26 protein-coding genes and 1 riboswitch are annotated in these 26,413 nt (G+C 47.0%); of the genes, 20 read left to right on the top strand and 6 right to left on the bottom strand.

Translation table 11 applies throughout. The features are described 5' to 3' along the window. The first annotated feature begins 468 nt into the window (after positions 1 to 468). On the top strand, positions 469 to 1,290 hold the full coding sequence (locus K6Q96_RS19790) for a DUF1796 family putative cysteine peptidase (protein WP_251882166.1): 822 nt from the start codon (positions 469 to 471) through the stop codon (positions 1,288 to 1,290). 82 nt (positions 1,291 to 1,372) lie between these two features. On the opposite strand, the gene K6Q96_RS19795 is transcribed toward K6Q96_RS19790, so the two are convergent. The 3 genes from K6Q96_RS19795 to K6Q96_RS19805 form a co-directional block, all read right to left on the bottom strand. Further along, positions 1,373 to 1,543, bottom strand: coding sequence for a DUF5666 domain-containing protein (locus K6Q96_RS19795; RefSeq protein ID WP_251882167.1), 171 nt, complete (start codon positions 1,541 to 1,543; stop codon positions 1,373 to 1,375). Between the two features lie 111 nt (positions 1,544 to 1,654). Then, on the bottom strand, positions 1,655 to 1,900 hold the full coding sequence (locus K6Q96_RS19800) for a DUF5666 domain-containing protein (RefSeq protein WP_251882168.1): 246 nt from the start codon (positions 1,898 to 1,900) through the stop codon (positions 1,655 to 1,657). A gap of 280 nt (positions 1,901 to 2,180) precedes the next feature. Continuing rightward, the gene (locus K6Q96_RS19805; protein ID WP_251882169.1) at positions 2,181 to 2,507 is read right to left on the bottom strand and encodes a hypothetical protein; all 327 of its coding nucleotides are present in this window, start codon (positions 2,505 to 2,507) and stop codon (positions 2,181 to 2,183) included. 340 nt (positions 2,508 to 2,847) lie between these two features. Here K6Q96_RS19805 and K6Q96_RS19810 point away from each other — a divergent pair, with 340 nt between their 5' ends. The 16 genes from K6Q96_RS19810 (at position 2,848) to ykgO (ending at position 18,863) form a co-directional block, all read left to right on the top strand. Next, positions 2,848 to 3,039: a hypothetical protein gene (locus K6Q96_RS19810; protein WP_251882170.1), complete on the top strand. Its 192-nt coding sequence runs from the start codon at positions 2,848 to 2,850 to the stop codon at positions 3,037 to 3,039. A 337-nt stretch (positions 3,040 to 3,376) separates the two neighbouring features. Beyond that, positions 3,377 to 4,525, top strand: a complete 1,149-nt coding sequence (gene yiaY / locus K6Q96_RS19815) for an L-threonine dehydrogenase (RefSeq protein WP_251882171.1) — start codon at positions 3,377 to 3,379, stop codon at positions 4,523 to 4,525. Positions 4,526 to 4,622: 97 nt separating this feature from the next. Then, positions 4,623 to 4,928 (top strand): DUF6482 family protein, encoded by a 306-nt coding sequence (locus K6Q96_RS19820; RefSeq protein WP_251882172.1) that lies wholly within the window; start codon positions 4,623 to 4,625, stop codon positions 4,926 to 4,928. A 77-nt stretch (positions 4,929 to 5,005) separates the two neighbouring features. Then, entirely contained in the window at positions 5,006 to 6,310 is a 1,305-nt protein-coding gene (locus K6Q96_RS19825) for a mechanosensitive ion channel family protein (protein WP_251882173.1), read from the top strand. A 66-nt stretch (positions 6,311 to 6,376) separates the two neighbouring features. After that, positions 6,377 to 6,793: a GNAT family N-acetyltransferase gene (locus K6Q96_RS19830; protein ID WP_251882174.1), complete on the top strand. Its 417-nt coding sequence runs from the start codon at positions 6,377 to 6,379 to the stop codon at positions 6,791 to 6,793. A 125-nt stretch (positions 6,794 to 6,918) separates the two neighbouring features. Continuing rightward, positions 6,919 to 7,197, top strand: a complete 279-nt coding sequence (locus tag K6Q96_RS19835; protein ID WP_002542472.1) for a hypothetical protein — start codon at positions 6,919 to 6,921, stop codon at positions 7,195 to 7,197. Between the two features lie 728 nt (positions 7,198 to 7,925). After that, positions 7,926 to 8,051, top strand: a riboswitch (guanidine-I (ykkC/yxkD leader). Between the two features lie 56 nt (positions 8,052 to 8,107). Next, positions 8,108 to 9,193 (top strand): putative urea ABC transporter substrate-binding protein, encoded by a 1,086-nt coding sequence (locus K6Q96_RS19840; protein WP_251882175.1) that lies wholly within the window; start codon positions 8,108 to 8,110, stop codon positions 9,191 to 9,193. 9 nt (positions 9,194 to 9,202) lie between these two features. After that, complete coding sequence (locus K6Q96_RS19845; protein WP_251882176.1) at positions 9,203 to 10,027, top strand: ABC transporter permease; 825 nt, start codon at positions 9,203 to 9,205, stop codon at positions 10,025 to 10,027. Positions 10,028 to 10,029: 2 nt separating this feature from the next. Continuing rightward, entirely contained in the window at positions 10,030 to 10,821 is a 792-nt protein-coding gene (locus K6Q96_RS19850; RefSeq protein WP_251882177.1) for an ABC transporter ATP-binding protein, read from the top strand. Positions 10,822 to 10,859: 38 nt separating this feature from the next. After that, a complete protein-coding gene (locus tag K6Q96_RS19855; RefSeq protein ID WP_251882178.1) occupies positions 10,860 to 11,585 on the top strand; it encodes an urea amidolyase associated protein UAAP1 in 726 nt (241 codons plus the stop codon). Positions 11,586 to 11,595: 10 nt separating this feature from the next. Further along, positions 11,596 to 12,240: an urea amidolyase associated protein UAAP2 gene (locus K6Q96_RS19860; RefSeq protein ID WP_002542466.1), complete on the top strand. Its 645-nt coding sequence runs from the start codon at positions 11,596 to 11,598 to the stop codon at positions 12,238 to 12,240. A 124-nt stretch (positions 12,241 to 12,364) separates the two neighbouring features. Then, positions 12,365 to 15,997 (top strand): urea carboxylase, encoded by a 3,633-nt coding sequence (gene uca, locus K6Q96_RS19865; RefSeq protein ID WP_251882179.1) that lies wholly within the window; start codon positions 12,365 to 12,367, stop codon positions 15,995 to 15,997. Beyond that, positions 15,998 to 17,752, top strand: coding sequence for an allophanate hydrolase (gene atzF, locus K6Q96_RS19870; RefSeq protein ID WP_251882180.1), 1,755 nt, complete (start codon positions 15,998 to 16,000; stop codon positions 17,750 to 17,752). Between the two features lie 96 nt (positions 17,753 to 17,848). After that, a complete protein-coding gene (locus K6Q96_RS19875; protein WP_251882181.1) occupies positions 17,849 to 18,265 on the top strand; it encodes a DUF4156 domain-containing protein in 417 nt (138 codons plus the stop codon). Positions 18,266 to 18,455: 190 nt separating this feature from the next. Next, positions 18,456 to 18,716 carry a type B 50S ribosomal protein L31 gene (locus K6Q96_RS19880; RefSeq protein ID WP_002542462.1) on the top strand — a complete coding sequence of 87 codons (261 nt, stop codon included), beginning with the start codon at positions 18,456 to 18,458 and terminating at the stop codon, positions 18,714 to 18,716. Between the two features lie 3 nt (positions 18,717 to 18,719). Further along, a complete protein-coding gene (gene ykgO / locus K6Q96_RS19885) occupies positions 18,720 to 18,863 on the top strand; it encodes a type B 50S ribosomal protein L36 (protein ID WP_002542461.1) in 144 nt (47 codons plus the stop codon). An 86-nt stretch (positions 18,864 to 18,949) separates the two neighbouring features. Here ykgO and K6Q96_RS19890 read toward each other — a convergent pair whose 3' ends face one another. Then, positions 18,950 to 20,017 carry a zonular occludens toxin domain-containing protein gene (locus K6Q96_RS19890; protein WP_251882182.1) on the bottom strand — a complete coding sequence of 356 codons (1,068 nt, stop codon included), beginning with the start codon at positions 20,015 to 20,017 and terminating at the stop codon, positions 18,950 to 18,952. A 721-nt stretch (positions 20,018 to 20,738) separates the two neighbouring features. On the opposite strand from K6Q96_RS19890, the gene K6Q96_RS19895 reads away from it, so the two are divergent. Further along, on the top strand, positions 20,739 to 20,951 hold the full coding sequence (locus tag K6Q96_RS19895; protein WP_251882183.1) for a hypothetical protein: 213 nt from the start codon (positions 20,739 to 20,741) through the stop codon (positions 20,949 to 20,951). Between the two features lie 86 nt (positions 20,952 to 21,037). Here K6Q96_RS19895 and K6Q96_RS19900 read toward each other — a convergent pair whose 3' ends face one another. Continuing rightward, the gene (locus tag K6Q96_RS19900) at positions 21,038 to 22,192 is read right to left on the bottom strand and encodes an aminotransferase-like domain-containing protein (protein WP_251882184.1); all 1,155 of its coding nucleotides are present in this window, start codon (positions 22,190 to 22,192) and stop codon (positions 21,038 to 21,040) included. Positions 22,193 to 22,319: 127 nt separating this feature from the next. Between K6Q96_RS19900 and K6Q96_RS19905 the strand changes: the two genes are divergently transcribed. After that, positions 22,320 to 23,189: an AraC family transcriptional regulator gene (locus K6Q96_RS19905; RefSeq protein WP_251882355.1), complete on the top strand. Its 870-nt coding sequence runs from the start codon at positions 22,320 to 22,322 to the stop codon at positions 23,187 to 23,189. A gap of 67 nt (positions 23,190 to 23,256) precedes the next feature. On the opposite strand, the gene K6Q96_RS19910 is transcribed toward K6Q96_RS19905, so the two are convergent. Further along, entirely contained in the window at positions 23,257 to 23,865 is a 609-nt protein-coding gene (locus K6Q96_RS19910) for a DUF6198 family protein (protein ID WP_251882185.1), read from the bottom strand. Positions 23,866 to 24,276: 411 nt separating this feature from the next. Between K6Q96_RS19910 and K6Q96_RS19915 the strand changes: the two genes are divergently transcribed. Next, positions 24,277 to 26,364: an EAL domain-containing protein gene (locus tag K6Q96_RS19915; protein ID WP_251882186.1), complete on the top strand. Its 2,088-nt coding sequence runs from the start codon at positions 24,277 to 24,279 to the stop codon at positions 26,362 to 26,364. The last annotated feature ends 49 nt before the right edge of the window (positions 26,365 to 26,413 follow it).

The following is a 26,413-nucleotide window of genomic DNA, read 5'->3' on the forward strand; positions in this document are numbered from 1 at the left end:
TACCATTTCCTTATTTAACCTAATCACCTTGTGAGAAGATATTGGGATAATCTGGGTCGTCTATATTTAACATAATTTACCTCCAATAATTGGTATCTGAAAAACAAGGATAATTTAAGGAATTTATTAAGTGCACATGAGTTCATAATATGCAGTAATTAGTTTTATGTATGCTCTCCTGATAGGGGTGTCTATTTTCTTTGGCACTTTGAGTCTGCAAGGGACTTGTTGGAATTTTGTATGTGAGCAAAGTCAAGATTACAGGTTTTCTTTTGATGAGCAATCCTTCCTACTTGTTTATATTTTCTGCGCATTTTAATTGCTGGAGTATCATTACCTCTAAACCGTGACTTGAAACGACAACATTTGTGAAAAAAGCTAACCTATCAGTAGGGTCAGAATAACGACATTAGAAACTGGGCTTAGACTCAGTGCTTATAAAAGGATTGTGGTATCAAAGGTATGTTGATGCTCGACAAAATCAAAAAGAAATTATCGAAGGTATTTATTGGCGGTGATAGTCATACAGATTTCACTGCATTGAGAACCAGTGAGGATGTCTACAAATGCATCCAAGAGGCAGATAAAGTGAAAACTCAGCTCGCTGAGTTTATGGGTGATAGCGCCAAAAACACAAAGTTTGTTTCACTGGGAGAAAATTGCAGTTCCGCTTGGTACCTAAAGCAGCTAGGACTCAAAAAAGCGTCTTATCCGTTTGACTGGGTGTTCAGCTCTCCAGAAATTATTCTCGATTGTTTGAATGACAACTTCGAGAAATATTTAGATAAAGGCCTTATAGTCCCAAAGCGTGGGGGTACTTCGGCTGGACACTCTTATTATCATGATGATTTATTTAATCATCGAAACCCCTTAGCAAGTGATAATGACTATAGTTATCTTCAAAGATGCTGCGATAGATTGACTGGATTGGTTCAATCACAGCATAGCGCTTGTTATTTGATAACCTTGATTAATGAACCAGGTAAAAGACTAAATTGGGCAAATGGGTTCAACAAGCAATTCGCTATGCCGGAAGGCGAGAGGCTGCAGTCAGTATCCAGTTTGGTTGAATACTTAAGAGAACGAAATGAAAACTCGAAATTTGTTCTCGTGGATCACTACACAGATAGTGACAAACCTTTAAAGTGCGGACGAATGAGTGATGACGTCTTCTTTATGCAGTTCCATGCTAGAGGAAAAAGCACTGGGGTTTTGTATGAGAATGAGCTTGATGACTTTTGTTTTAAACTAATTTTGACAGGGCTGTATGGAGAAGCAAAAGGATCATAACGCCATACCCAAACTATCGGTTGAGAGCGAGAGTGACAAAAAAGGGTTGGCAAATGCCACCCTTTCTAAAGCAGATGCATGATTAATCGTTATCCTCTCGTTCAATCTCGCGAGCAACATAGTCACCGTTGATAATCACGCCTTCAACTTCTACATATTCGCCTTCCAGGAAATCGAAGTCTAAGCCGTCATCAAACTCTGTGTTTGCATCAGTAAATATCTTCTGCTCAAGAACTTCGAATGACTGCTCCACGTCCTTGGTATTTTCAATGGTACCTTTGCGTTCGAATTCAAACTTGTCCCAGTCGACATCAAAATCGAAGTCATCTTCAAACTCGATTTCTTTGGCGATGGTGCGTTTGGCTTAGTTGACGTATTCCACCTCAACTTCTGCACCAAGACGCAGATCTGCCTTTGAGCCATCATCAAACTTGGTAGAAAGGTCGATATCGAAAATACCTCGATAGTTAAGTTCGAAGCGGCTTTGATCATTCGCTACCCAGGTAATTACTCCTTCAGTTTCACCTCGGCCAAGTACACCGTTAAAGCTCTTGAGTTTTAGCGTTTCTGCAGTTAGCTCACCTTTGAACTCGTTGTATGTGCCGAACACTTCGACCCACGCTACATTTCGAAGATTGCCGGTTTTGTATGAGCTTTGAGTCGAATAACACAGTTAGTGAGTTGCCAATCTTAAACGTATTATTGTTGACGTTGATGTTTGAAATGCGGCCCTCGGCTTCGACCATGCCATCAGCATCATACTCAAACTGAATAACGCTCAGTACTTTGTAACCTGCGTTGGCGGTTGGCAATGTGGAAACCATCACCCAATCGCCCTCTGAAATTTTATTCGACAGACGATCAAACTGAAGCCCTACACCATTTACTGTTTAGCTCTTTCCATTGATATCAGTGATCTTGCCAGTGAAAGTAGGGTCGAGCTGAACATTCGCGCTGGTTGCACGTGAAGAGGTGTTCAACGACACCATCATATCGGCCTCAAGCGCTTCATTGCTTAGGTTATGACCAGCATATTCCAGTTGCGCTACCTGATACGGACGATTGTTGACGGTAATGGTTGAGCCATTCACGTTCTGGATTTTGCCTTCTACAGCGCTTGGTGTTGGGGGAGCGGACGTCTCGCCGCTTTCTTCACCGCTGCCGCCGCACGCTGTTATAGCCAAAGATAGAAGAGGAAAAATCGCGTAACGTTTCATTAAGTGAGCTCTAAATAAGTGTGGGTATTTGACGGCGCGGAATGTATTACTGCGTATGTCCGAGGATTTCTGGGGGAATTGTAAGGGCTCTGTCATCGAGAACTCGACTGATGATTGCTTGTTCGTGTCGTTACTTTTTCAGTCAGTGGTTTATAAGAAAACGTTTCAACATGAATGGGTTGTAATGCAGCACTGTATAAAATTTGAGAATGCGATACGCGGCTGAGACGGAGAAATACTCTGACTGAAGTCAGGTTGAATTTTCGACGGTCTCTTTGTAAAAGAAATAATGAGATAGCGTATTTTCGCTGTGTATCAACACACTGCAGAGCTACCAATCATGAAAATTCAGCCATATGAAGATATCGAAGACGCAACCATCGTGGCAGAGACTAAACTGATAAATGGCGTCTATGTCATGGATCGACGCGATCGTGGAGACCGACGTAAAAAGCGAGGCAAATATCACGGGTATGATCGCCGTGTGAGCGCTGATCGTCGTGGTTCAACAGGCGTTGATGAATTTATCTAGTCCAATGCGCCTCCCTGCGTTTTAGAAGCGGCGACTTATTCAGGTCGCCGTTCGCTTTTTCCCTATCTAAAAATCCAGCCTTGTTCGCCATTCCTAATTTGTTACCACTCGGAATAATTCGGCAAAAAAACCATATAAAAATCATGATATTTGTGATGGGAAACATAAGACCCATCTCAAGTTATTGGTCACGTGTATCAATAGTTGGGCGCGTAATTGAGCCAGATCAAAGTCTTGCACACTGGCGGGGTGTTACAAAATTCAGGTACGAAAGAGGTAGGACAAGCCTATCTTCGTGCACCCTACATATTCAAATAACAACTCCAGGAGAATCGCAATGACGAGCGCATTTTTTATCCCTACCGTTAACCTGATGAGCGCAGGTTGCCTTGTAGATGCTGCTGATGCCATTAAGTCTCACGGCTTCAAAAATGGTCTGATTGTGACCGACAAGGTACTGAACGAAATCGGCGTTGTAGAAAAAGTTGCGGCTCTTCTGGCTGAGCGCGATGTGCAAACTGCGGTGTTTGATGGTACACAGCCAAACCCGACCATTGGTAACGTTGAAGCGGGTCTGGCTATTTTGAAAGAAAACGGCTGTGACTTTGTGATTTCTCTTGGTGGCGGCTCTCCACATGACTGTGCGAAAGGTATTGCGCTGGTGGCAACCAACGGCGGCAACATTAGTGATTACGAAGGTGTCGATCAATCTGCGAAAGCCCAGTTGCCACTGATTGCTATCAACACTACTGCGGGTACCGCGTCTGAAATGACCCGTTTCTGCATCATTACCGATGAAGCGCGCCACATTAAGATGGCGATTGTTGATAAGAACACCACGCCGCTGATTTCAGTGAATGACCCTGAACTGATGCTTGCAAAACCTGCGTCACTGACAGCAGCAACCGGTATGGATGCGCTAACTCATGCGGTAGAGGCGTATGTTTCAACTGCAGCATCTCCAATTACTGATGCGGTTGCGATTAAAGCGATTGAGCTTATTCAGGCGAACCTGCGCACCGCCGTGACTGATGGCCAGAACCTGGTTGCGCGCGAGCAAATGGCTTACGCGCAGTTTATGGCGGGGATGGCGTTTAACAACGCATCTCTCGGTTATGTACATGCCATGGCACACCAGTTAGGTGGTTTCTACGACCTTCCTCACGGTGTATGTAACGCCATTCTGCTGCCGCATGTGCAGCGCTACAATGCGCAGGTTTGTTCAAGCCGTCTGCGTGATGTAGCAAAAGCGATGGGTGTAAATGCAGATGCTTTGTCACCAGAAGAAGGTGCAGAAGCAGCACTTAACGCCATTCAAGAACTGTCAAAAGATGTGGGTATTCCAGTAGGTTTGGAAGTACTGGGTGCGAAAGCAGATGACATCCCAGTATTGGCGGATAATGCCCTGAAAGATGCTTGTGGTTTCACTAACCCGAAACAAGCTACGCACGAAGAGATTTGCGAGATTTTCCGCAACGCAATGTAATCTCATCAACATGACTAAAAAGCCGCTTTTCGAAGCGGCTTTTTTGAACCATAAAGCAAGGTCTCCCGTAACTTTTTGTTGTTCAGAGGAGGCCACCATGAAAACACCACTCACCAAACTCGAAAAATACTTCGTCATCGACAAGCTTATTATCCATTCTCTTGATCTCTGCCTCTATCAGGCCTCTGTCGTTATTGATGGGGAAGAGCACTTTGTGTGTTATGACGACGGTAACTTCCTCCGAACCCATTCGCTGATCGAAATTCAAAAGTGTTGTAAAAACCTAAAAGCGAAAGAAACAGTTCTCCGTCAGGAAAGCGCCTACGACGAAATGGTTGGTGCGCCAGCCAAAGGCGAAACAAATGCGCTGGAAGTGCCTTTGAAGGACTGCGGACTTTACTGAGCCCTGTATCAAAATTGCCTCACCGGACAGGAAACCTGACTGATACGCTCAATCAGTCAGAGAAGGGAGTTCGGTAGATGTTAGATCATGGTGTTCGCAAGTACGTTACTGACAAGTTGACACAAATGGGGTTCGATACGGACCCTTACGGCGCCGAACCTACCTTGGTATTTATCTTGGCTGCCATTGGTATTGCGGGCATCAGCTACCTGCTTGTTCATCGCGTTATCGTTCGCTACGTGAATCTCGCCATCAGCAAAAACAAGCAATCTTGGGCTAACAGCCTAACCAAACATGAAGTATTAGAAAAACTCGCTGCGCTTGTGCCAGTGATGATTCTTGATGTCTTGGTTCCACCCATTCTGACCCATCATCCTTTGCTTGCGACCATGTCAGACCGATGCCTTGGCATCGCTGTTATCGTGATGTTTATCTGGATGATGTTTGCGCTTCTTGATGCCCTTCATGATATTGCCTACCTAAAAGGCATCAGCCGCCGGATGCCAATCAAAAGCTTTGTTCAGCTCATCAAGCTATTCACTTTCTTTGTCGGCATCGTGATCTGTATTTCTATTTTGTCGAACGAATCACCCATCATTTTCCTCAGTGGATTAGGCGTGGCGACAGGCCTTGTCATGTTGGTGTTCAAAGACACCATCTTGGGTTTTGTGGCGGGCATTCAGCTTTCCGCTAACCGTATGGTCAGCCTGAACGACTGGATCCAAATGGATGAATACGGAGCAAGCGGCACGGTAGAGGAGATCTCTCTGACAACGGTGAAAGTGCGCAACTTTGATAACACCATCAGCATGCTGCCGGCCTACGCGTTGGTACAGAGCGCATTTATCAACTGGCAGGGGATGTCCGATTCGGGTGGCCGTCGTATTAAACGCTCTGTACATATCGACTTAACTTCTATTCGTTTTCTCTCCGAGGGTGAGATCGAATCGTTGAAAGAAATACGCATCCTACGCGAATTTTTGTTTGAGCGGGTCAAAGAGATCAAAGAGTTCAACGAGAGCTTTGAAGATGTCCATCACGCCGCGAACCTGCGTCAAATGACTAACGTTGGAGTATTTCGCGCGTATCTTGCTGTTTACCTTCGCGCACACAAGGATGTTCATAATTACATGACGTGTATGGTGCGCCAATTGGAACCCACCGCGGAAGGTTTGCCGCTTCAGGTTTATGCTTTTGTGAACAACACGGACTGGGTGTTTTATGAAGGGGTGCAGGCAGACATCTTCGACCATATATACGCCATCATGCCGATGTTTGGTTTGCGACCCTTTCAGTCATTTGGTGGCCATGATGCAGTCAATATTGGGTTGGGTAGTCAGCAGAATAATGCCGCGCCGATTGGTGACCAGATAGGACGATAGCTTTCCACCCGCATGATCTGCTTTGCCGTGGTAAGGTGTTGGTAAATCTTGATTTGGGAAACCGAAATGGAAATTCGACACATCAGTTGGCAGGAAACCATCGACATTCGTCACAGAGTGCTGTGGCCAGACAACCCCCCTGAGTTTTGTAAAGCGAAAGGGGACGATGAAGCCCTTCATCTGGGGGCATACGTCAATGAGGAGCTGATTTGCGTGGCCTCGTTGTTCTTTGATGGTGAAGTGGTGCGCTTGCGAAAATTTGCAGCATTACCTGACTACCAAGGTCAAGGTATTGGGTCTTCGGTATTGAGAGCAGCGTTTAAAGAAATGAAGGCACGTGATGTTTCAATGTTTTGGTGTGATGCACGTGAAGCTGCCATGGGGATATACCGAAAATTTGGGATGAAACCATCCGGAGAGCGCTTTTATAAAGGCGACATTCCTTACTTTAAAATGTCGATAAACTTCGCAGATTCTCCCTAACTATGTGCCATGTCCCACGCCTAGAGAATGAGCGTTTGAATCTAATTCCGTACGGTATATTCTTTAATCTCAGCGTTTTAAACATACAAATCTTCAGTCGTTTAGTTGAAGGATAGCCAAATACGATGGGTACATTTTGGGGTAAAGTGAATGACTCTCTCGCCGATACACTCAATGACTTTTTTGAGTATCGCGGGCGAGTGTGGATCGTGAGTATTCGCGAGAATCAATTGTTGAATGACTCTTTGATTGTTTCCGAAGATTCTTTCCGTGAACCTATGGACTGGATGGTTGACCAAGGCTATCCCGATGATGTCCTCGAAGAGCTGGAATACCTCAAGTTGTCTCAATCGATCAGTGTCAAAGTGGGTGATATCGAACACTGCATCATGCGCGTGAAATAACACGACGAAACTACGAAAATCCCTCCAAAATCAAAGTGCAAAGTCGGTGCATCTTCTGCACCGACGATGATCATACCTCTTCACCATACAAACCCATTTCAATAGTAATTATATATAAATCAGTCAGTTAAAAAGTTGGCAAGATGGTTGCTATTAAAAGTATGGCGTGCGAATGCAGAACTTCTGCAAGCGTTACGTTTACTCCTTGCTGTCGTTGTTGGTTTCTCTGTCCTATCGATCCTCCGTTGATTGGACAGGGAAACATTTTTTTATCGGCATCCTAAAACCTCAGATTTTCACCTACCGCTAGTTTCGTCCGAGTTCATTTATAAACCCAAACAACCTGGAGATGCTCACATTGAGGGCCTCCCTTCGGGCTAGTTGACTGACGCTGTGCTCTTTGTTGTTCCTTTTTGATGGAGGTGACTACACCTGCAAAGGAACGCCGCGATCACAACGCCAGTCAAACTCGCTGAATCCAGCATCCTCAGGTTATTTAGGTATATGTGGTTTGCTTATCCTGCTATTTCCCGATGGTCGACAGACCCTTGCGTGGATCAAAATAGTGCAATTCTGCACCCAATCTGTTCGGCTTCTTCAGGTGGTAAATTGGAAAAAAAAGTAAATGTCATTAAATACAACGATATAAAAAATTGGCAAGCCCATTGCTTCTAACATCATCAGCAACGCACCAAAGATGTATCGTTCGAAAGCGTTCTGACAATTTGAAAATAGACAACTAGGGTTCCGATGCTGACAAGGAAAAGCATGCCTGGTCCGAGAGTTGTCAACCTCACCTAAATCAGCGCGATGCTGGCTAAGAGGTCACACGGAGGGATAAAAGCCCGGGAGATTCGTTTGATATCTCTTTGGTGCTGTCGGTTCGTGAAAACTCAAGGTAGAGGTAGTTATGAAGTTATATTCTTCCGTTCTTCGCAAAATTTCCACTCGTCTGGCGCTTGCCGCCACATTATGTCTCACTCTGATCTCAGGCCCAGCGCTCGCTGAAGATAAGCCAACGTTTCGTTTGGCTTGGTCAATCTACGTTGGTTGGGTGCCGTGGGATTACGGTAACAGTGAAGGCATTATCAAGAAATGGGCTGACAAGTACGGTATAGAAATCGAAGTTGTTCAGGTCAATGACTACATCGAGTCGATCAACCAATACACCGCGGGTGCATTTGATGCGACAGTGATGACCAACATGGATGCACTGACCATTCCTGCCGCGAGCGGCGTTGATTCAACGGCACTTATCGTCGGTGACTTCTCAAACGGTAACGACGGCATCGTGCTGAAAGATGCCGCTGAGCTGGCCGATATCAAAGGCCAACGCGTCAACCTGGTTGAACTGAGTGTCTCGCATTACTTGCTGGCGCGAGCGCTTGAAAGTGTAGGCATGTCTGAGCGCGACGTGACTGTGGTAAACACCGCTGATGCGGACTTGGTGTCGGCGTTTGCCACAAAAGACGTGACCTCCGTAACCACGTGGAACCCGCTGCTGGCAGAGATTGTATCTATGCCAAACGCATCAAAAGTCTTTGACTCTTCTCAAATCCCCGGTGAAATCATCGACCTTCTGGTGGTAAACAGCGACACCCTGGCGCAGAACCCAGAACTGGGTAAAGCCCTGACGGGTGCTTGGTATGAAATCATGAGCCAGATGCAGATGGACGACGAAGTTGGCACCAAAGCGCTGGAGTTTATGGCGGCATCTTCTGGTACTGATTTGGCTGGTTACAAAGCTCAGTTAGATTCAACCAAAATGTTCTACCAGCCAGCAGATGCAGTGACCTTCACTGAGTCTGAAACATTGAAAGACACCATGGGTAAAGTGGCTGAGTTCTCATTTAAGCATGGTTTACTGGGTGAAGGCGCGCCTGATGCGGGCTTTATCGGAATTGAAACCCCTGCGGGTGTGTTCGGCGACAGCAGCCACGTTCTGCTTCGATTCAATCCAACCTTTATGGATATGGCAGCGAAAGGCGAGCTGTAAGGCGGGCTTATGACGCGAATTATTAACCTAAAGCCGTCGCCATTTGGTCGCTCGGTTCTAGCTTGCCTGCCGTTTGTGCTTCTGATCGCCGCCTATTTGGTGGCATCAGATGCCCGCTTAGCAGAAAACCCTAACGATAAACTGCTCCCGTCATTTGCCAGCATTGCCGATGGTATTGAGCGTATGGCGTTTGAACCCAGCCGTCGAACCGGAGAGTTTCTACTATGGGTCGACACCTGGGCGAGCTTGGAACGTCTATGCCTCGGTGTGGGTATCAGTGCGCTGTTGGCGCTGGTGGTGGGTGTGGCGAACGGCATGATCCCCTATGCACGGGCGCCACTGTCTCCTATGGTCAGAGCAATGTCTCTGATCCCTCCGATGGCGATCCTTCCGATTTTGTTTATTGCTTTGGGCTTGGGAGAGCTGTCAAAAGTGGTGCTGATTGTTATTGGTATTACTCCAATGATGATCCGCGATTTGCAGCTTCGCACAGAAAGCCTTCCGAGCGAACAAATCATCAAGGCGCAAACACTGGGGGCGAATTCATGGACCTTGCTGGTTCGGGTCGTGTTACCTCAGGTAATGCCTCGCCTTATCGAAGCAGTGCGGTTGACGCTTGGCAGTGCGTGGTTATTCCTGATTGCCGCAGAGGCGATTGCCTCCACTGAAGGTCTTGGCTATCGCATCTTCCTCATCCGCCGCTATCTGGCGATGGATGTGATTCTGCCTTACGTCGTCTGGATAACCATTCTTGCCTTCCTGATGGATTGGCTGCTGCAAAAACTCTCCGCTAAATGCTACCCGTGGTTCCACGCGACTCAGGGAGGGAAATGATTATGGACAACTCAAATACACCCATTATCGAAGCCAAAAATGTCTGGAAAGAATATGGCGACCATGTGGTGCTGGAACGTCTGAACCTGAAAGTGATGCAGGGGGATTTCATCAGCATCCTTGGTACTTCGGGTTGTGGTAAATCCACCTTTCTCAATATGTTGCTCGGCACCCAGGCACCTTCACGCGGTGAGCTGCTTTTGGATGGCAAGCCTCTGAGTTCGGAACCAGGCCCTGAACGCGGCATTGTGTTCCAGAAATACTCAGTGTTTCCACATATGACAGCGTTGCAAAACGTCATGGTGGCTGATGAATTCGAATTGGCGAAAGTACTCGGAAAAGTGTGGGGAAGCAGCAAGGGCGAGTTGAAAGATCGTGCCATGGCACAGCTAGAAAGGCTTGGCCTCACACACGCGGCCAACAAGTATCCCGCTGAAATGTCAGGCGGGATGCAACAGCGTTTGGCGATTGCTCAAGCGTTGATGAAAAAGCCACGCATCCTGCTGTTAGACGAACCTTTCGGGGCACTAGATCCGGGTATTCGGAAAGATATGCATGTGCTGATCAACGATATTTGGCAGGAGCAAAACCTGACCATCTTTATGATCACCCACGACCTTCATGAAGGCTTCAAACTGGGTTCGCGTCTTTGGGTGTTCGATAAGCCAAGATTCGACCCACAAGAACCAGACCGTTATGGGTCGCAGGTGACGTTTGATATTCCGCTGAATGACTTAGGTCAGGAAGAGATCATCGCTTCAATACAGGCGAAAGAACAAAAGGAAGTGGCATAAGCCACCGGAAACCAGCTTCGATAGCAAAGGAGATAGCAATGACACTGAATAGCTTGTTTAAGCACAGTTACCAAGGCGGGCAGCATGGCTCGCTGGAAGTACCTGCTGGTTACAGCTTACGGTTTACCGCGAAAGACAGCGGCGCAAACCTAAGTTTGTTGATGTACAACCCGCGTAATACGTCAGAGCGCATCAACCTGCCGGACACGCTGAAATGCCAGCACACGTTTAAGCTCACCGCAGGCAACTGCGTGTATTCCGACATGGGGCGTATTTTCTGCTCCATTGTCCGTGATGACGCGGGATGGATCGATAGCATTGGCGGCCTCAGCAACAGCCAACATGTCACCAAAAAATGGGGCGCGCGCGATTATCAGCATCACCGTAACCTTTGGATGCAAAACGGCCACGATGCCATGTTGGTTGAAATGGCGAAGTTTGGATTGGGATTACGTGATGTCGCCGCACCGATGAACCTCTTCAGCAAAGTCTCCACGACCGATGACGGTGTGCTGGCATTTGATAGCGAAAACACCGGTGCAGGTGATGTGATTGAGCTGCGATTTGAAATGGACACTATTGTGCTGTTGAGCACCTGCCCACATCCGATGAATCCATCTTCTACTTATCCGAGAACGGGCGTGGACGTCGAAATGGTGCGTGCTGAACCAATCACAGAAGATGATGCTTGTTTGAATCACTGCGATGAAAACCGCCGTGGATTCGTCAACACCCGCCAATATCAACCGCAACTGATGGGATAAGGAGCCAGTCATGATTGTTGAGAGCCAACTTTGCACCCAGGAAGCCAAATTGAAAGAGGTTGTGGATGCTGGAGATTACTACTTCAAAGTCATGAAGCAGGGAGAGCGCATGCGCATTACCGATCTTGAAGGTAATCAAGCCGCGGACACCTTGTTTTATAACGCTAACAACACCGAAGAACGTTATTCGGCGATGGATACACTTCGCGAGCAAGGCAATGCCTACCTGACAGCGGGCTCAATGTTGTTATCAAATCTGAACAACCCGATGCTGGAAATTGTCGCGGATACCTGTGGTCGCCATGACACCTTGGGTGGTGCTTGTTCAACCGAGAGCAATACTGTGCGGTACGCGCATGAAAAGCGCTGCATGCACGCTTGTCGTGATTCCTGGTTGCTGGCAGTCACAGAAAACCCCGAGTATGGCCTGACCAAAAGAGATATCAGCCACAACGTGAACTTCTTTATGAATGTGCCAGTGACAGCGGAAGGCGGACTGACCTTCGCGGATGGCATTAGCGCGCCGGGTAAATATGTGGAGCTGGAAGCCAAAATGGACGTGATCGTGCTGATCTCTAACTGTCCACAGCTCAACAACCCTTGTAATGCCTATAACCCAACGCCGATTGAAGTGGCAGTGTGGGATGCCGCTTAACGCTGAGCACTAAGTAATACGCGCGACAACAAGGTTACCAAGGAGAGGTAAGGGACGACCCTTCACGCAGGAAATGCACCTCAGGTCTTTGTCCGGGACGACCCGGGTAGATGAAGACAATGCTATGTTCAAAAAAATTCTTATCGCCAATCGTGGCGCCATCGCTTGCAGAATAATTCGAACGCTTGATGCCATGGGCATCGCAAGTGTGGCGGTTTACCACGAAGACGATGCAGGCAGCCTGCATACTCTCAACGCTTCAGAGGCATACAGCTTAGGCGAGGGCAGTGCCGCTGAAACCTATCTCGATATTGACAAAATTCTTGCCATCGCCAAACAAACGGGTGCCGAAGCGATTCATCCCGGCTATGGCTTTTTAAGTGAAAACCCAGAATTTGTGGCGGCCTGTGAACGTGAAAATATCGCTTTTCTTGGCCCAACCAGCGAGCAAATCAATCTCTTTGGTTTGAAACACACTGCCCGCGAATTGGCGGAAGGCGCCTATGTTCCTCTGTTGCCGGGAACAGGCCTGTTGGAAAGCGTTGAAGAGGCGCTTAGCAAGGCAGAAAAAATGGGTTATCCGGTCATGCTCAAAAGCACCGCTGGTGGCGGTGGCATCGGCATGCGCCTTTGTGAAAATGCCGAACAGCTTCAGGATGCCTTTGAGGCAGTAAAACGTCTGGGTGAAGCTAACTTCAGCCATAGCGGTTTATTCATGGAGAAGTTCATTACCTCAGCCCGCCATATCGAAGTTCAGGTGATTGGTGACGGTGAAGGTAACGTGATCGCGTTGGGAGAGCGGGATTGTTCTGCACAGCGTCGTAACCAGAAAGTGATGGAAGAGACACCGGCTCCCAATCTGAATGAAGAGACCCGCCAAGAGTTACAACAAACAGCTATTCGTCTTGCCGCGTCGGTGAACTACCGAAATGCGGGTACGGTTGAATTTATCCTCGACCAATCTACCCAACAGTTTTACTTCCTTGAGGTTAATACGCGCCTTCAGGTTGAGCATGGTGTGACTGAGCTGATCTTTGGCGTGGACATTGTTCGTCTGATGGTAGAAATCGGCTGTGGCGAACATGCTGATCATTGGCAAGAGGCTCTAGAAGCCAAACCAGTGGGACATGCTATTCAATTCCGTCTTTATGCAGAAGATCCAAACAAACAGTTTCTGCCATCAACCGGCTTAATCACTCTGTTAGATTTCCCAGAAGGTGTTCAGGGCAATGCCGTGAGTCAGGACGAGAATGGGCGCACGGTACGCATTGATACTTGGGTGGAAGCGGGCGTGGAAGTCAGCCCATTTTTCGACCCGATGATTGCCAAAGTCATGGTGCATGAACCCTCAAGAGAACAAGCACTGGATAGCATCACCAGCTTGCTGGAAAACACCGCTCTTTATGGCATAGAAACCAACCTTGATTACCTTGCACAACTTTCCCGCGAGCCTCGGGTGAAGCAGGGAGAAGTGCTGACATCGAGTCTGGCGTCATTTGATTATCAGCCTCATTCTATCGATGTATTAAACAGCGGTACCCAAACCACCATTCAGGATTACCCCGGTCGCAGTGGCTATTGGCATGTTGGTATCCCGCCGTCTGGCCCCATGGATAACCTGAGTTTCCGTTTAGGTAACCAGTTATTGGGCAACGATGAAACCGCTTCAGGTTTGGAGGTCATTGCTAACGGACCCACCCTCAAGTTCAACGCTGACACCCAACTGGTGGTGACGGGTGCTGAATTGCCCGTCACGATTAATGGCGTTGAAGCGCCGATGTTTACCGTACTGGCAATATCGAAAGGCGATACCGTCGCGCTTGGCGTGGTCCAAAACAAAGGGGCGAGGGCGTATCTATCAATCAAAGGTGGATTTGATTGCCCTGAATACCTTGGCAGCCGCTCGACATTTACTTTGGGCAAATTTGGCGGACATGCCGGCCGTGCATTGATGGCAGGAGATGTACTGCACCTCAATAGCACTCAATTGGATAAAAAACGCGTTGGCGAAGCATTGCCAGCTCCGGACCTTTCCATGACGCATACGCTGCGTGTTATTTATGGCCCGCACGGTGCGCCGGATTTCTTTACTAATGACGATATCCAATCGTTTTTTGATGCCGAATGGGAAGTTCACTTCAACTCAAGCCGCACGGGTGTGCGTTTAATTGGGCCAAAACCCGAGTGGGCGAGACCAGACGGTGGTGAAGCCGGGCTCCATCCTTCTAACATTCACGACAATGCTTACGCCGTCGGAACAGTGGATTTTACCGGTGATATGCCTGTGATTCTCGGGCCAGATGGCCCAAGTCTGGGCGGCTTTGTTTGTCCTGCCACAGTGATAAAAGCCGACCTTTGGAAGCTTGGACAATTGAAGGCGGGAGATAAAATCCGTTTCCAGGCGGTGTCTTTGGAGCATGCCGAGCGTGCGGAACGTCATCAGTTAGCAGCCATTGGTATGTTGTCTTCGAAGGAATTGGCATTGCCAAGTGCTTCAACCCGAACTTCTCCGGTATTGAAGGAAATCCCAGCGGATAAATATGGCGAGCAGGTGGTGTATCGCCCAAGTGGAGAAGATTTTCTGCTCGTGGAATATGGCCCACAAATGCTCGACGTGAAACTGCGCTTTCGTGTTCACGCATTGATGCTGGCGCTGGAAAAAATGGCGATCCCCGCCATTAAAGAGCTGACCCCTGGTATTCGCTCGCTTCAGGTGCACTTCGATAATCTGCAAATCAGCAGTGAAGCAATGCTTTCTCTGCTCGAAAAAGCAGAGGCGACCCTCGGCGACATCAGCACATTGGAAGTGCCCTCCCGGGTCGTTCACTTGCCGCTTTCCTGGGATGACCCTTCCATCCAGTTAGCAATGAAAAAGTACGATGAAGTGGTGCGTAAAGACGCGCCATGGAGCCCGGACAATATTGAGTTCATCCGTCGTATTAACGGACTGGAAAGCAGAGAATCGGTGCAGGATATCGTGTTTGATGCGAGTTATCTGGTGATGGGCTTGGGTGATGTTTATCTTGGCGCACCTGTCGCGACACCGATGGACCCTCGCCACCGACTGGTGACAACGAAATATAACCCAGCGCGTACCTGGACGCCTGAAAATGCGGTGGGTATCGGTGGTGCTTACATGTGTGTATATGGCATGGAAGGGCCGGGCGGTTACCAGTTAATGGGGCGCACACTCCAGATGTGGAACCGATACAACCAGACCGAGGCATTTACTCAGCCTTGGCTATTACGCTTTTTCGACCAGATTCGCTTCAATCCTGTCTCGCCTGAAGAGCTCACTCAAATTCGCCGTGATTTTCCACGTGGCAAGTTTGATGTCCGCATTGAAGAAACCCGTTTTAGTCTCGCTGAATACGAGGCCATGCTGGCGAAAGAAAGTGAGTCTATTAGCGCGTTTAAAACTCAACAGCAAGCTGCGTTTGACGCAGAGCGTCAGCGTTGGGAAGAGACGGGACAGGCGAACTTTGTTGCCGAAGTCGTGGACAACGCAGAGACAAGCCTCGACGTGCTAGAAACCGGCCAGTTTCCAGTGACCGCTCAGTTGGCAGGTAATGTGTGGCAACTGCTGGCTAAACCCGGCGATACCATCGAAGTGGGGCAGCCACTGCTTATCGTTGAATCAATGAAAATGGAAATAGAAGTGACAGCGTCACAATCAGGGCGCGTGGTTCGAATGTCTAGAAGCGAAGGGGAGCAAATTCGCGCCGGACAAACACTGTTAATCATGGAGCAAATCTAAATGGAATTTACGTCAATTCAACAACTGTTGGCGGCTTATCAGTCAGGTGACATCACGCCGGCAGATTATCTCTATTCCAAGTGGAAAAAAGCGCAAAACGATCAGCATAATTGCTGGATTAGCCTGATCAGCGAAGCGCAATTGGATGGCTACCTCAAGGCGTTGAGAAACCACAAACCGGAAAATAAGCCGCTTTATGGTGTGCCATTTGCCATTAAAGACAACATCGATCTGGCGGGATTGCAAACGACAGCAGCCTGCAAAGAGTTTGCCTACACACCAGGTCAATCCGCGTTTGTGGTGCAAGCCTTAATCGAGGCGGGCGCGGTGCCACTGGGTAAAACCAACCTCGACCAATTCGCGACAGGGTTAAACGGCACACGCAGTCCATTTGGGGCTTGTAAAAACAGCATCGACCCAGCTTATGTTTCCGGTGGTTCAAGTTCCGGCAGTGCAGTCTCCGTTGCTCTGGGTCAGGTCATGTTCTCTTTGGGAACAGACACTGCAGGTTCAGGCAGAATACCTGCTGCTTTTAACCGTTTGGTAGGCATGAAAGCGAGCATTGGACGGATCAGCTGCCGTGGCGTAGTTCCGGCATGTAGAACGCTTGATTGCGTGACATTGTTTGCACACAGCGTTGAAGACATTGAATACCTGCTGCCTATCGCCGGGCAGTATGATTCGGGTGATGCTTACGCCCGTGACTTTTCTGAGTCTGATGCTGACATCGTTTATCTTTCTGATGCCGTCAGGATTGGTGTACCGAAGACAGAGAACCTGGAGTTCTTTGGTAATGCTGACTTTCAGCGTCGGTTTGAGCTGAGTAAAGAGAAGTTAGCGGCAAATGGTGCTGAGCTGGTGGAGATGGACATTCAGGATTTCCTGGATGCTGCGACCTTGCTTTATCAGGGGCCTTGGGTAGCAGAGCGTTATGCCGCCATAGAAGGCTTTTTCGATGAGCATGAAACGCAATGTGAACCGACGATTCAGGCGATCCTTGGCAGCGCTGCCAAGTTTTCGGCGGTTGATGCGTTCAATGCTCAGTATCAATTGAAAACGCTGAAAAAGCGCTGTGATGCCAAGCTGAAAACCGTTGATGCAGTCATCGTTCCGACGTCTGGGACGATTTACACCATCGAAGAAATGCTTGATGACCCCATCCAGAAAAATACGGACTTTGGTTATTACACCAACTTCATGAACCTTCTGGATTATGCTGCGATTGCGATTCCGGCGGATGACGAAACGGAGCAGATGCCATTTGGCATTACGCTGTTTTCTGACCAAGGCAGTGAATCCAAGCTGCTTGACCTAGCTAAAGCTTATGCCGCCAACAAAGCCGTTTCGGTGGGTGAGTCGATTGATGAAACCATGGTCATTGCCGTTTGTGGCGCTCACATGGAAGGTTTGCCACTGAACCATCAGCTGAAAGATCGCCACGCGAGCTTTATCGATAAACGCCGCAGTGCACCGAGTTACCGTTTCTATGCGCTGGCAGGCGAAGGCCCAAAACGCCCTGGCATGGTTCGCGTGAACGAAGCTGGCGTCAGCATTGAAATGGAGCTTTGGGAAGTACCGACATCCCGCGTGGGTGATTTTCTCGCTGGCATTCCAAGCCCTTTGGGGTTGGGCAAAGTGGAGTTGGATGACGGTACCTGGGTGACTGGGTTTATCTGTCAGGCATCTGCTATTGAAGGCGCAAAAGACATTTCATCCCATGGAAGCTGGCGTTTGTATCTGACTAACAATAGCTAGCTAGAAAAGCAGGCCGTAAAGCCTGCTTTTTTTGTTTGCTTTTGGCTCGCTGGGAGATACACTCCGCGCCCTTGAACTTTGAGAGACTCATTGTGAATGAAAAAGGTAATGCTGAGTGTGGCGCTGGCGTCAGCGACACTGCTTTCAGGTTGTGTAACGTTTCCAACGCGACAATCTGAACAAGTGAAAGTCATCTGGGACGACGTAAATGCTATTCAGGGATGTAAACACAAAGGCACGGTGATCGGCTCGGAAGGCCACTTCTATGATTACTGGCTTCATGCAGACAAAGACATGGTTTGGGGAACCCTAAACCAAATGCGTATCAAAGCGGCAGAAAAAGGTGCGAATGTTCTCTATTTGTATCAGCCGCTTAACTTCTCTTCTTCGGTAACCATGTTCGGCAATGCGTATGCGTGCGAAAATACTGCTGCTATCGAGGAAACGATGGCTGATTCAGACGCCGTTGAGATCGAAGTAAGCAACGAACTAGAAGCGTCTGAAACGCCGTAATTCGGCTATCTTCAGAGGTATTTTAAAAGGTCGCGGATACTCACCGTGGCCTTTTTTGTATCCTCGATTTCACGTACCTCTCTGAAAACATTCGCACCACTCATTATGCAAATGATAATGATTAGTATTTGACTCAATGAATTTAAATGTTATGTTATAACGTAGCAATCATGAGTTGGAGGGCATTATCATGAAACCAGGTATCCATCCTGAATACAGAACTGTGGCGTTCCACGACACAGGCGCAAACGAATACATTCTTGTCGGTTCGACAGTACAAACCAAACGTACGGTGGAGTTGGATGGCAAAACCTATCCCTATGTGACGCTGGATGTTTCATCGCATTCGCATCCTTTCTATACCGGTAAACAAAAAATGGCGAAGCAAGATGGTCGCGTGGCGCGATTCAATCAACGCTTTGGTGGCAAAAACCTGAAGGCAGGGAAGTAAACGATGCAAGTATTGAGTTCACTGAAAAGTGCAAAGAACCGAAGCAAAGATTGTCAGGTGGTGAAACGTCGTGGACGTCTCTATGTGATTTGCAAATCCAATCCGCGCTTCAAAGCGGTTCAGGGAAAAGTGAAGAAGAAGAAGTAATTAACTGTCTTCTGGCTATGCCGCTGATAGATGACAAAATGGAACGGGTTACTTTTGGGTTGCCCGTTTTTTGTTTTTGACTGGCACTATTCTTGACACGAGATGATCCTGTCTTTTGAATTGTACGCTAGCTTTGCAACACATTCCTCATAGAAATAAAGCTCTACGTTTTCAAAGATTGGGTTGTCAGACTTTAGCCGAATATTTTTGCCTGATTCCATGATATCGATGTAAGAAATCCGATTCTCGTTTTCAAAGTGCCAACCACCAATTGATACGGGTGAGCTAAATAGTAATCTTATCAGGGCCCCGTCTTTGGAAGGCTTGGAAGGGTGAGAAACAGGCATTGCATCTTTTGGTATCACAACAGCGGGAGTATTACTGATCGTATCAGGGGGGGCTTCTGTTAAAAAGTCTTCACCAGCTTGTGGGGGCTCAGGCAGCCATATTGGCGCTTCCTCAGCATCTTGTCCTTCTGGCTCTTTCGAGTGATTGAGGTATGAACCAACACTGAACTCTTTCTCTACTGAGAAATTCAAGACAACAGAAGCAACAAGAAATATGGCGATGAAAGGCCAAAACATCATACTGCTGTTAATGTCTGCGTAGACGACATTACCTGTTTCTAAGTAATTTTTTTTATAGAATGAGTCATAAAGTGAAAACACTTTTTTATCATACAGCCTTAGCCTTGAGTTTAAAGTTACACTTCGGAATCGACTTGGAATCCCATCATAGACCTTTTTTATATATGTTTTGTTTTTTAGAAATAGAGGGTTATGCGTGGTTTTATGAGAGAAAGAAACTAAGTCTCTTAACTTTTCTGGGATAGATAACGGTGATTGAGTAATGATAAAGAAGTCTGTATGAAACTTCCTATGCTGTGCAAATAACTGAAACCATCCTTCATCATTTTCTCTCGCTGCAAATTGAAATTCATCAATAACAAAAATGACTTCCCTTTCTGCCTCATCAACAATAGGAATAACGTCGGATAGTGCAATATCTTCGATATATACAAGGTTGGGGTTGTCTACATGTACTGGGATATTAGTGACGACGAGTGTACCTTTTTTAAGGTTAGGAAGTATGTGATATTTTACTGCTTCATAAGACTTTCCTGTGCCTGGGCGACCGTATATTAAAGAAAGCAATTTTCAAGCCCTCAATATTCTGATGATAGTTATGACAGGTATGGCAAGAAGACCACAAAAGACGACGAGCGAAAAACCGAGGAAAAATGCCTCGTTGACCAAATCTGATGGCGTGAGCCCTTTGTCATCAGCTATCTCAGTGAGTTTTAGTACTGCTTCTGTCAGTTGGCTCAACACTTGATCACATGTACTAGAGTTCCCGTCGTTACTCGAATTACAGGTGTTGTTGCTGGGATTATTATCGTTCATCTATTATCCGCGAAACTGACCAGTGCACCCACGTGTCAAAAGCACACTTAAGTCAGCGAGCGTTGACAAGCGGATCTATTATTAAATTATAGATACTAAACAGGTGACTAGTAATGGATGCGATCAGTTTTCTTGTAGGTTCTTTATGTGGGTTTGTGTTTATTCTCCCTATTTTAATGTCTATTGTTAATTGATGTTTATGAATATAAAGAATTAAATAGATAGACGTTATTATATGGTCTTCGATACGGTATAAATTCCTCAGCTCTGTACAACTTTCACTCCTTTGTGCTTATCTATTTGGGCTATTTCTCATTTTGATAAAAGCTACGATTTCTTTGTTTTTGATTTTATTGAGTAAATATTTTTTATTGATTTTCTCATTTTGAGAACTAAATTGAGAAGGGTGAGGTAATTTTTATCATTCCTTGTTAAACGCAGGTCTGCAAGGAAGCTGTTGAGGATCTCTGCTATGAAAATAAAATACTTTTTCGTTCTTGTCGCTGCTTTGTTTGTACCATTTGAAGTACTTGCAGATGCAACTGAAAGTATCGGTCAAGTATCAAGCTCGATTGACTTGGGGTCAGTCGAAGATACAGCATCCGATGTGGGTGTTGCGGCAGTTGCCGTAGCAGCGACAGTGAAAGCGGTAGGAATAATTAAAAACGTCATTAATCAAGCCTAAATAAAACCACTAGACAAAACGAAAGGTGGCATATTTGGGTTTCGATTGAGGCGTAGGTCGGAAACAATACCTACGCCTTTTTCTTGTTAGTCCAAGTGCTTCGCTAGGCCATCAGCAAGCCTCGAAATCGCCATCACCAACTCGTCTTTTGTCGCATTGGTAAAGTTTAGCCGAAGAGCTGCTTGTGCTGCTTCTGGTTGCGGGTAGAAAACCGGACTTGGTACGACAGCAACACCTTCTTTCAAGAGCTCTTTTGCCAACTCAAACGTGTCGCAGGTTGGCAGGGTGACCCAAACAAACATGCCACCATCAACAGGTTTAATTTCACATCCTTCCGGCAACTTATCTTGCAATTCTGAATACAATGTTTCGTAGCGCGATTTGTAAAGCGTACGGATAGTATCAATGTGGTAGTCAAAGTTGTCATGTTTCAGAAGGCCGAGCAAAAGCGCCTGCATTGGCACGCTGGAATGTAGATCCGCACCTTGTTTGATTTTGATGAGTGGTTCAAGGTAGCTGCTTTTGCCGCTTACAATGCCAATGCGCAGACCGGGCGAGGCAATTTTAGAGAAAGAGCGCAGCACGATTGAGTGCTGCGGGCAGAAGTCGGAAACCAGTGGAATCGCTTCACCTGAAAAACGCAATTCGCGGTATGGAGCATCTTCAATCAGTGCCACATTGTATTGTTCACAAAGCGCCGCCACTTGCTTACGGGTTTCCAGCGACCAACACACACCCGTTGGGTTATGGAAGTCCGGCACTGCATAAAACATCTTTGGTGACTGCTCATAGAATACGGTGCGTAGGGCTTCGATATCCGGGCCAAATTCGGTTTGTGGAACAGTGACGATATCTGCTTGTACGAGACCGAACACCTGCATTGCACCCAGATAGCTTGGTGCTTCCATCACGACTTTATCGCCAGGGTTCACGTAAGCGCGGGCAATCAGGTCAAGCCCTTGTTGAGAGCCAGTGCAAGCCATCGCAATATGAGTATCAGGCAGTTGGAAGTAATCATTCAGGAAGTTCAATAGTGGCGTATAACCTGCAGTGGCACCGTATTGAAAGAGTTCTGGCATATCAGAAAGGCTTTCCAGCATTGGCTTCATTAAATCAATAGGAAATGTCTTTTCATCAGGCAGACCACCTGCCAGTGAAATAACATTTTTGTCTGACGCCGCAGCAAGAATTTCACGAATGTATGACGATGGGGTCTGTTGAAGAGACTTAGCGATTTCCATGTTTGCACCTGATTGAGTTTTTATTATTGGCCCCGTTTGAGGGGATAGGATTTATATTACTCCTCGTTGATTGTTTTCGTGTGTCCATTTATGCTCTAAAACATGTCCATTTATGCTATTTCCATTAATGAGCCAACAGCATATTTCACGCATCAATGATGTGCTCTATTACATTCACAAAGATATCAGCCGCGACTTACCTGCAAAGAAGCTGGCTGATGTGGCTGCATATTCAGAGCAACACTTTCACCGTATTTTCAAGAGTGTAGTGGGCGAATCGATTCACCAGTACATACGAAGAACCCGCATGGAGTATGCGGCGAATCAGTTGATGTTTGATGCGGGATCATCCGTGCTAGAGATTGCCAATAAATGTGGCTTTAATTCGGTGTCTTCGTTCAGCCGTGCGTTCAAAGCGACTTTTCATGTCTCACCGGGAGAGTGGCGAAGGCATGAGTTTGAAGGTGACGAAAAGCCTTACTTACGTGACCCAGAAGTGGCGGCGGGTTATCACAGAGTCTCAACCCGACAACTACCGGAACCCAAAATCGTAGAAGTGCCAGAGCGTTTCGCAGCATATGTTCGTCATGTTGGTTATAACCGCTCTATCAAGAACGCTTGGCGGGTGATTAAAGCTTGGGCGAACGCAGAAGGACGAGATGACATTATTCAGTTTGGCTTGCATCACTCAAACCCAGCATGGGTTGAGTTGGATAAATGTCGCTATGTGGCCTGCATTGCCATTGATAAGCCCATAAAAGTACGGGGGGTAGTCAACCAGCTAGTGATACCTGGAGGATTGCATGCGGTATTCAGGCTGACGGGCGTTTATGGTGAATTGCTTCCACAAATCAGTAAGGTACTGGAACAATGGCTTCCGGCTTCTGGTTTTAAGCTGAATTCGACGCCCGCGTATGTTCACTATCATAAAAACCATTTCCTGAATGAGGATGAACAGTTTGAGCTCGATTTCTATCTTCCTATCAGTTTCTATTAGCTACGCAAAAACCAGAAACAAGAAAGCCGCCAAGTTTGGCGGCTTTCTTGTTTATATCAGCGACGATTTACGCAGTTTGCGGATTAGGTTGGTAGCGACCTGGCTTATGGTTGATTGCCAGTATCAGATTTGTGGAAATAGCGCCGACAATAGATAGGGCAATCAACCAGAAATCAACGATAAATAGCGACATCACTACAATACTGCAGTCCAGGGCCATCTGTACTTTTCCGGCGCGGATACCAAAACGTTCCTGTAAGTACAGGGCGAGAATGTTGAAACCGCCCAGACTCATCTTGTGGCGGAAGATCACCAACATACCCATACCAATCAACCCGCCGCCGATAATAGCAGCGTAGATAGGGTCAATGCGGGCAATCTCAATCACATGGTGTAGATGATCAACAGCGACTGAAACAATAGTAACTGCAATGAAGGTATTGAGGGTGAATCGCCAGCCCATACGCATGACAGACAAAACGTAAAACGGCAGGTTTAGAGCAAAGAAGATTTGACCGAAGCTAAAGGAGCTGACCTTAGTAAGGAAAATGGCAAGCCCTGCTGTACCACCAGTCAGTAAGCCGACTTTGTTGAAAAAGATAACACCAAGAGAAACAAGCGCACTGCCAAGTAGCAAGGCAAGTAAATTTTCTCTCAGACTATGTTCCTTATCCATGATGTAGATTCCTTCCTTGGGGCGCCACCAAAAGTAAAAGGCAGCGAAAAACAGCGCACAAGATGCGTAAATCAGGAGAGAAAGTCGAGGTTAATTGGGACATTGGAGAACATTGTGGTGTGGAGCAGGATTTACACATTGGGTTAACAGGGATGAGTTTTGACTGAGGGAAAAACCCAAAAACTTGTACAAGACTAATTATTTGTATCACTTTTGCGAGGTTGGGTTAGTCTCTTAAACTATTCATCAATATCTATTTTTCTTTTTTCATATTGTCGTATAGCTTTATCAACCGGGCTCCAAAAAATGTTGCACTGCAAGCAATTTCGTTCAGCTAGATTTAGAGTCAGTGAGCAGATTGCCCGGAAAAACCGGGCATCGTATTACTCTATGTGTGTTGGTGTATACGCGATGAAGAATAACAACTCAATGCAACATCTATTCACCAAGTTAGTATCAAGGACCGTTGAAGCTTTGTGGAGCCCATTAAGGGCAGTACGTGATGGGATGCTCTGGCTGGTTCCGTGTTTGATCCTCTCTAATACCTTGGTATTCACCTCCAGCCTTCTCGACTTTTTTGGTTTTTCCGCTCCCATCCTTCAGGAAAATCTCACCCAACTTATCGACATGTTGGTGCGGCTTTACCCCTATCTTTTTGCCGCTTCAATAAGCTCAATGTTCGCTATTTATTGGCGCTTACCCAGGCCGCCTGTTGTCATCTTGAACATGGCATACGTGGCTGTGACTGCACAGGTAATGGGCAGTGAAGACAAAGCCGTCGATACTTTACTCCTCTTCGTTGGGTTGACCTTACCGCTTTATGCTGTGCCTTTACTCTCCAAGATAAAGCGCTTTCGTTGGACAAGGGTTCTAAGCAGTGAGATTGCCGGTAAACCGGTAAAGGATTCCATGAATCTGATGTTGCCTGGCGTGATTGTTGCTGGACTTGTTGCAGTAGTGGCAATGGGACTTTCCTGGGTATATCACCTGTTCGATATGGAAATTATGTTGCAGACGCTCCACAACACGGATTTTGAGAATTCTCCTATTGAATCTGGGGCTGTCTTTGCTTCACTGAATTCTGTGCTCTGGTTCTTGGGGATACATGGCTACTATGCGTTAACCCCATTGGTTGAACCTCTAGTCCATGCGCTCGAAATCAACCGGACAACCGTGATGGCCGGCGGCGAAGCTCCGAATGTGATGAACCTTTCAACCATGGCACTGTTTGTGTTTGTGGGTGGTGCTGGTTCGACGCTTGGGCTTTCATTTGCGGTGTTGATGTTCTCCAAGAGCACTAAGATGCGGTTGATAGCTTTAACAAGTATTCCTCTTGGTCTGTTTAACATTAATGAGTTACTTCTCTTTGGCTTGCCGATCATCTTTAACTTGCGTTTATTCCTACCATTTTTGCTGACGCCTTTGATCAATGTTTGGGTTGCGGTTCTGGTACTGAATAGTGGACTTGTCACTATTCCATATACGTTGGCACCGCTAACCAGCCCTGTCGTGATCAATGCTTATATCGCGACAGGGGGAGATATCGCTGCAGTGGTCTTCCAGATAGCGATTGTTGTGATGAACATCTTTGTGTATCTGCCGTTCCTGAAAATGGTGGATGAGCAAGCGAGCAAGCAAAACGTTTATCTTCCATCGCTTGATACCACATATACCCGCAAGGAAGAGGAGGCTTATGTACTGTCATACGACCCAGTACGCGAGTCTCTGTTGCGTCTGCGCGAGATTGAAGTGACCCAGCTTCACATGGAGTCATTTTCCCATCGTGAGTTCTTTCTTGAGTTCCAACCTCAGATCAGCTGTGAAACCCGCAGGGTTGTTGGTGTAGAAGCCTTGATTCGGGTGAAAGATCAACAAGGTAATGTCGAGCTGCCTGGAGATTTTCTGCCCGTGTTTGAAAAAGCCCAGATGATGAGTGATATCGACATGTGGGTGGTGGATAAGTGTGTTGAGCAGTGTCATCAGTGGATGGGTCAAGGATTGGAAATCCCTATCAGCGTGAATATTACTGCCGATACATTGAGTGATGGGCATCGCATGGAAAGGATCGTCACCAAAATAAGCAGCATACCGGGTTTGATTCACTTTGAGATCACCGAAGGCGCTTTGTTGGGGAACGAAAAAATGGTGGGCGATTCAATCCGTCGTCTGCATAAGGTGGGTGCATCCGTACACATCGACGATTTTGGTACGGGTTATAGCTCGTTGAGTTACCTGAACCGCTTTGACATTGATGCGCTTAAAATTGACCAGAGTTTTGTCCGCGCACTAGCAGACGAAAAGGGCAAAAAAGTGTTCAATGGACTGATAGCGATTGCCCATGAACTGGGCATGAAGATCATTGTTGAAGGGGTGGAAACCCAAGAGCAGTACAATTACGTCGCCAAGAAGCATGATGTCAAAGTACAAGGTTGGTACTTCGCACGCTCAATGGGGGCTAATGACTTCTTTGATTACTCGGAGCGATATGCCCGGGCGTAAAAAAAGCCCCGGGTTAGGGGGCTGGATACAGAGATCAAAATTTTAATGC

This window comes from Grimontia kaedaensis, assembly GCF_023746615.1.
In the GTDB taxonomy this organism is placed as follows: domain Bacteria; phylum Pseudomonadota; class Gammaproteobacteria; order Enterobacterales; family Vibrionaceae; genus Enterovibrio; species Enterovibrio kaedaensis.

Coding starts and splice junctions, on each gene's coding strand:
- ykgO (WP_002542461.1), top strand. CDS start 18,720: ATGCAAGTATTGAGTTCACTGAAAAGTGCAAAGAACCGAAGCAAAGAT.
- K6Q96_RS19840 (WP_251882175.1), top strand. CDS start 8,108: ATGAAGTTATATTCTTCCGTTCTTCGCAAAATTTCCACTCGTCTGGCG.
- K6Q96_RS19880 (WP_002542462.1), top strand. CDS start 18,456: ATGAAACCAGGTATCCATCCTGAATACAGAACTGTGGCGTTCCACGAC.
- K6Q96_RS19820 (WP_251882172.1), top strand. CDS start 4,623: ATGAAAACACCACTCACCAAACTCGAAAAATACTTCGTCATCGACAAG.
- K6Q96_RS19805 (WP_251882169.1), bottom strand. CDS start 2,507: ATGAAACGTTACGCGATTTTTCCTCTTCTATCTTTGGCTATAACAGCG.
- K6Q96_RS19895 (WP_251882183.1), top strand. CDS start 20,739: ATGAAAATAAAATACTTTTTCGTTCTTGTCGCTGCTTTGTTTGTACCA.
- K6Q96_RS19900 (WP_251882184.1), bottom strand. CDS start 22,192: ATGGAAATCGCTAAGTCTCTTCAACAGACCCCATCGTCATACATTCGT.
- K6Q96_RS19825 (WP_251882173.1), top strand. CDS start 5,006: ATGTTAGATCATGGTGTTCGCAAGTACGTTACTGACAAGTTGACACAA.
- K6Q96_RS19875 (WP_251882181.1), top strand. CDS start 17,849: ATGAAAAAGGTAATGCTGAGTGTGGCGCTGGCGTCAGCGACACTGCTT.
- K6Q96_RS19810 (WP_251882170.1), top strand. CDS start 2,848: ATGAAAATTCAGCCATATGAAGATATCGAAGACGCAACCATCGTGGCA.
- uca (WP_251882179.1), top strand. CDS start 12,365: ATGTTCAAAAAAATTCTTATCGCCAATCGTGGCGCCATCGCTTGCAGA.
- atzF (WP_251882180.1), top strand. CDS start 15,998: ATGGAATTTACGTCAATTCAACAACTGTTGGCGGCTTATCAGTCAGGT.
- K6Q96_RS19910 (WP_251882185.1), bottom strand. CDS start 23,865: ATGGATAAGGAACATAGTCTGAGAGAAAATTTACTTGCCTTGCTACTT.
- yiaY (WP_251882171.1), top strand. CDS start 3,377: ATGACGAGCGCATTTTTTATCCCTACCGTTAACCTGATGAGCGCAGGT.
- K6Q96_RS19845 (WP_251882176.1), top strand. CDS start 9,203: ATGACGCGAATTATTAACCTAAAGCCGTCGCCATTTGGTCGCTCGGTT.
- K6Q96_RS19860 (WP_002542466.1), top strand. CDS start 11,596: ATGATTGTTGAGAGCCAACTTTGCACCCAGGAAGCCAAATTGAAAGAG.
- K6Q96_RS19915 (WP_251882186.1), top strand. CDS start 24,277: ATGAAGAATAACAACTCAATGCAACATCTATTCACCAAGTTAGTATCA.
- K6Q96_RS19790 (WP_251882166.1), top strand. CDS start 469: ATGCTCGACAAAATCAAAAAGAAATTATCGAAGGTATTTATTGGCGGT.
- K6Q96_RS19855 (WP_251882178.1), top strand. CDS start 10,860: ATGACACTGAATAGCTTGTTTAAGCACAGTTACCAAGGCGGGCAGCAT.
- K6Q96_RS19905 (WP_251882355.1), top strand. CDS start 22,320: ATGAGCCAACAGCATATTTCACGCATCAATGATGTGCTCTATTACATT.
- K6Q96_RS19835 (WP_002542472.1), top strand. CDS start 6,919: ATGGGTACATTTTGGGGTAAAGTGAATGACTCTCTCGCCGATACACTC.
- K6Q96_RS19830 (WP_251882174.1), top strand. CDS start 6,377: ATGGAAATTCGACACATCAGTTGGCAGGAAACCATCGACATTCGTCAC.
- K6Q96_RS19850 (WP_251882177.1), top strand. CDS start 10,030: ATGGACAACTCAAATACACCCATTATCGAAGCCAAAAATGTCTGGAAA.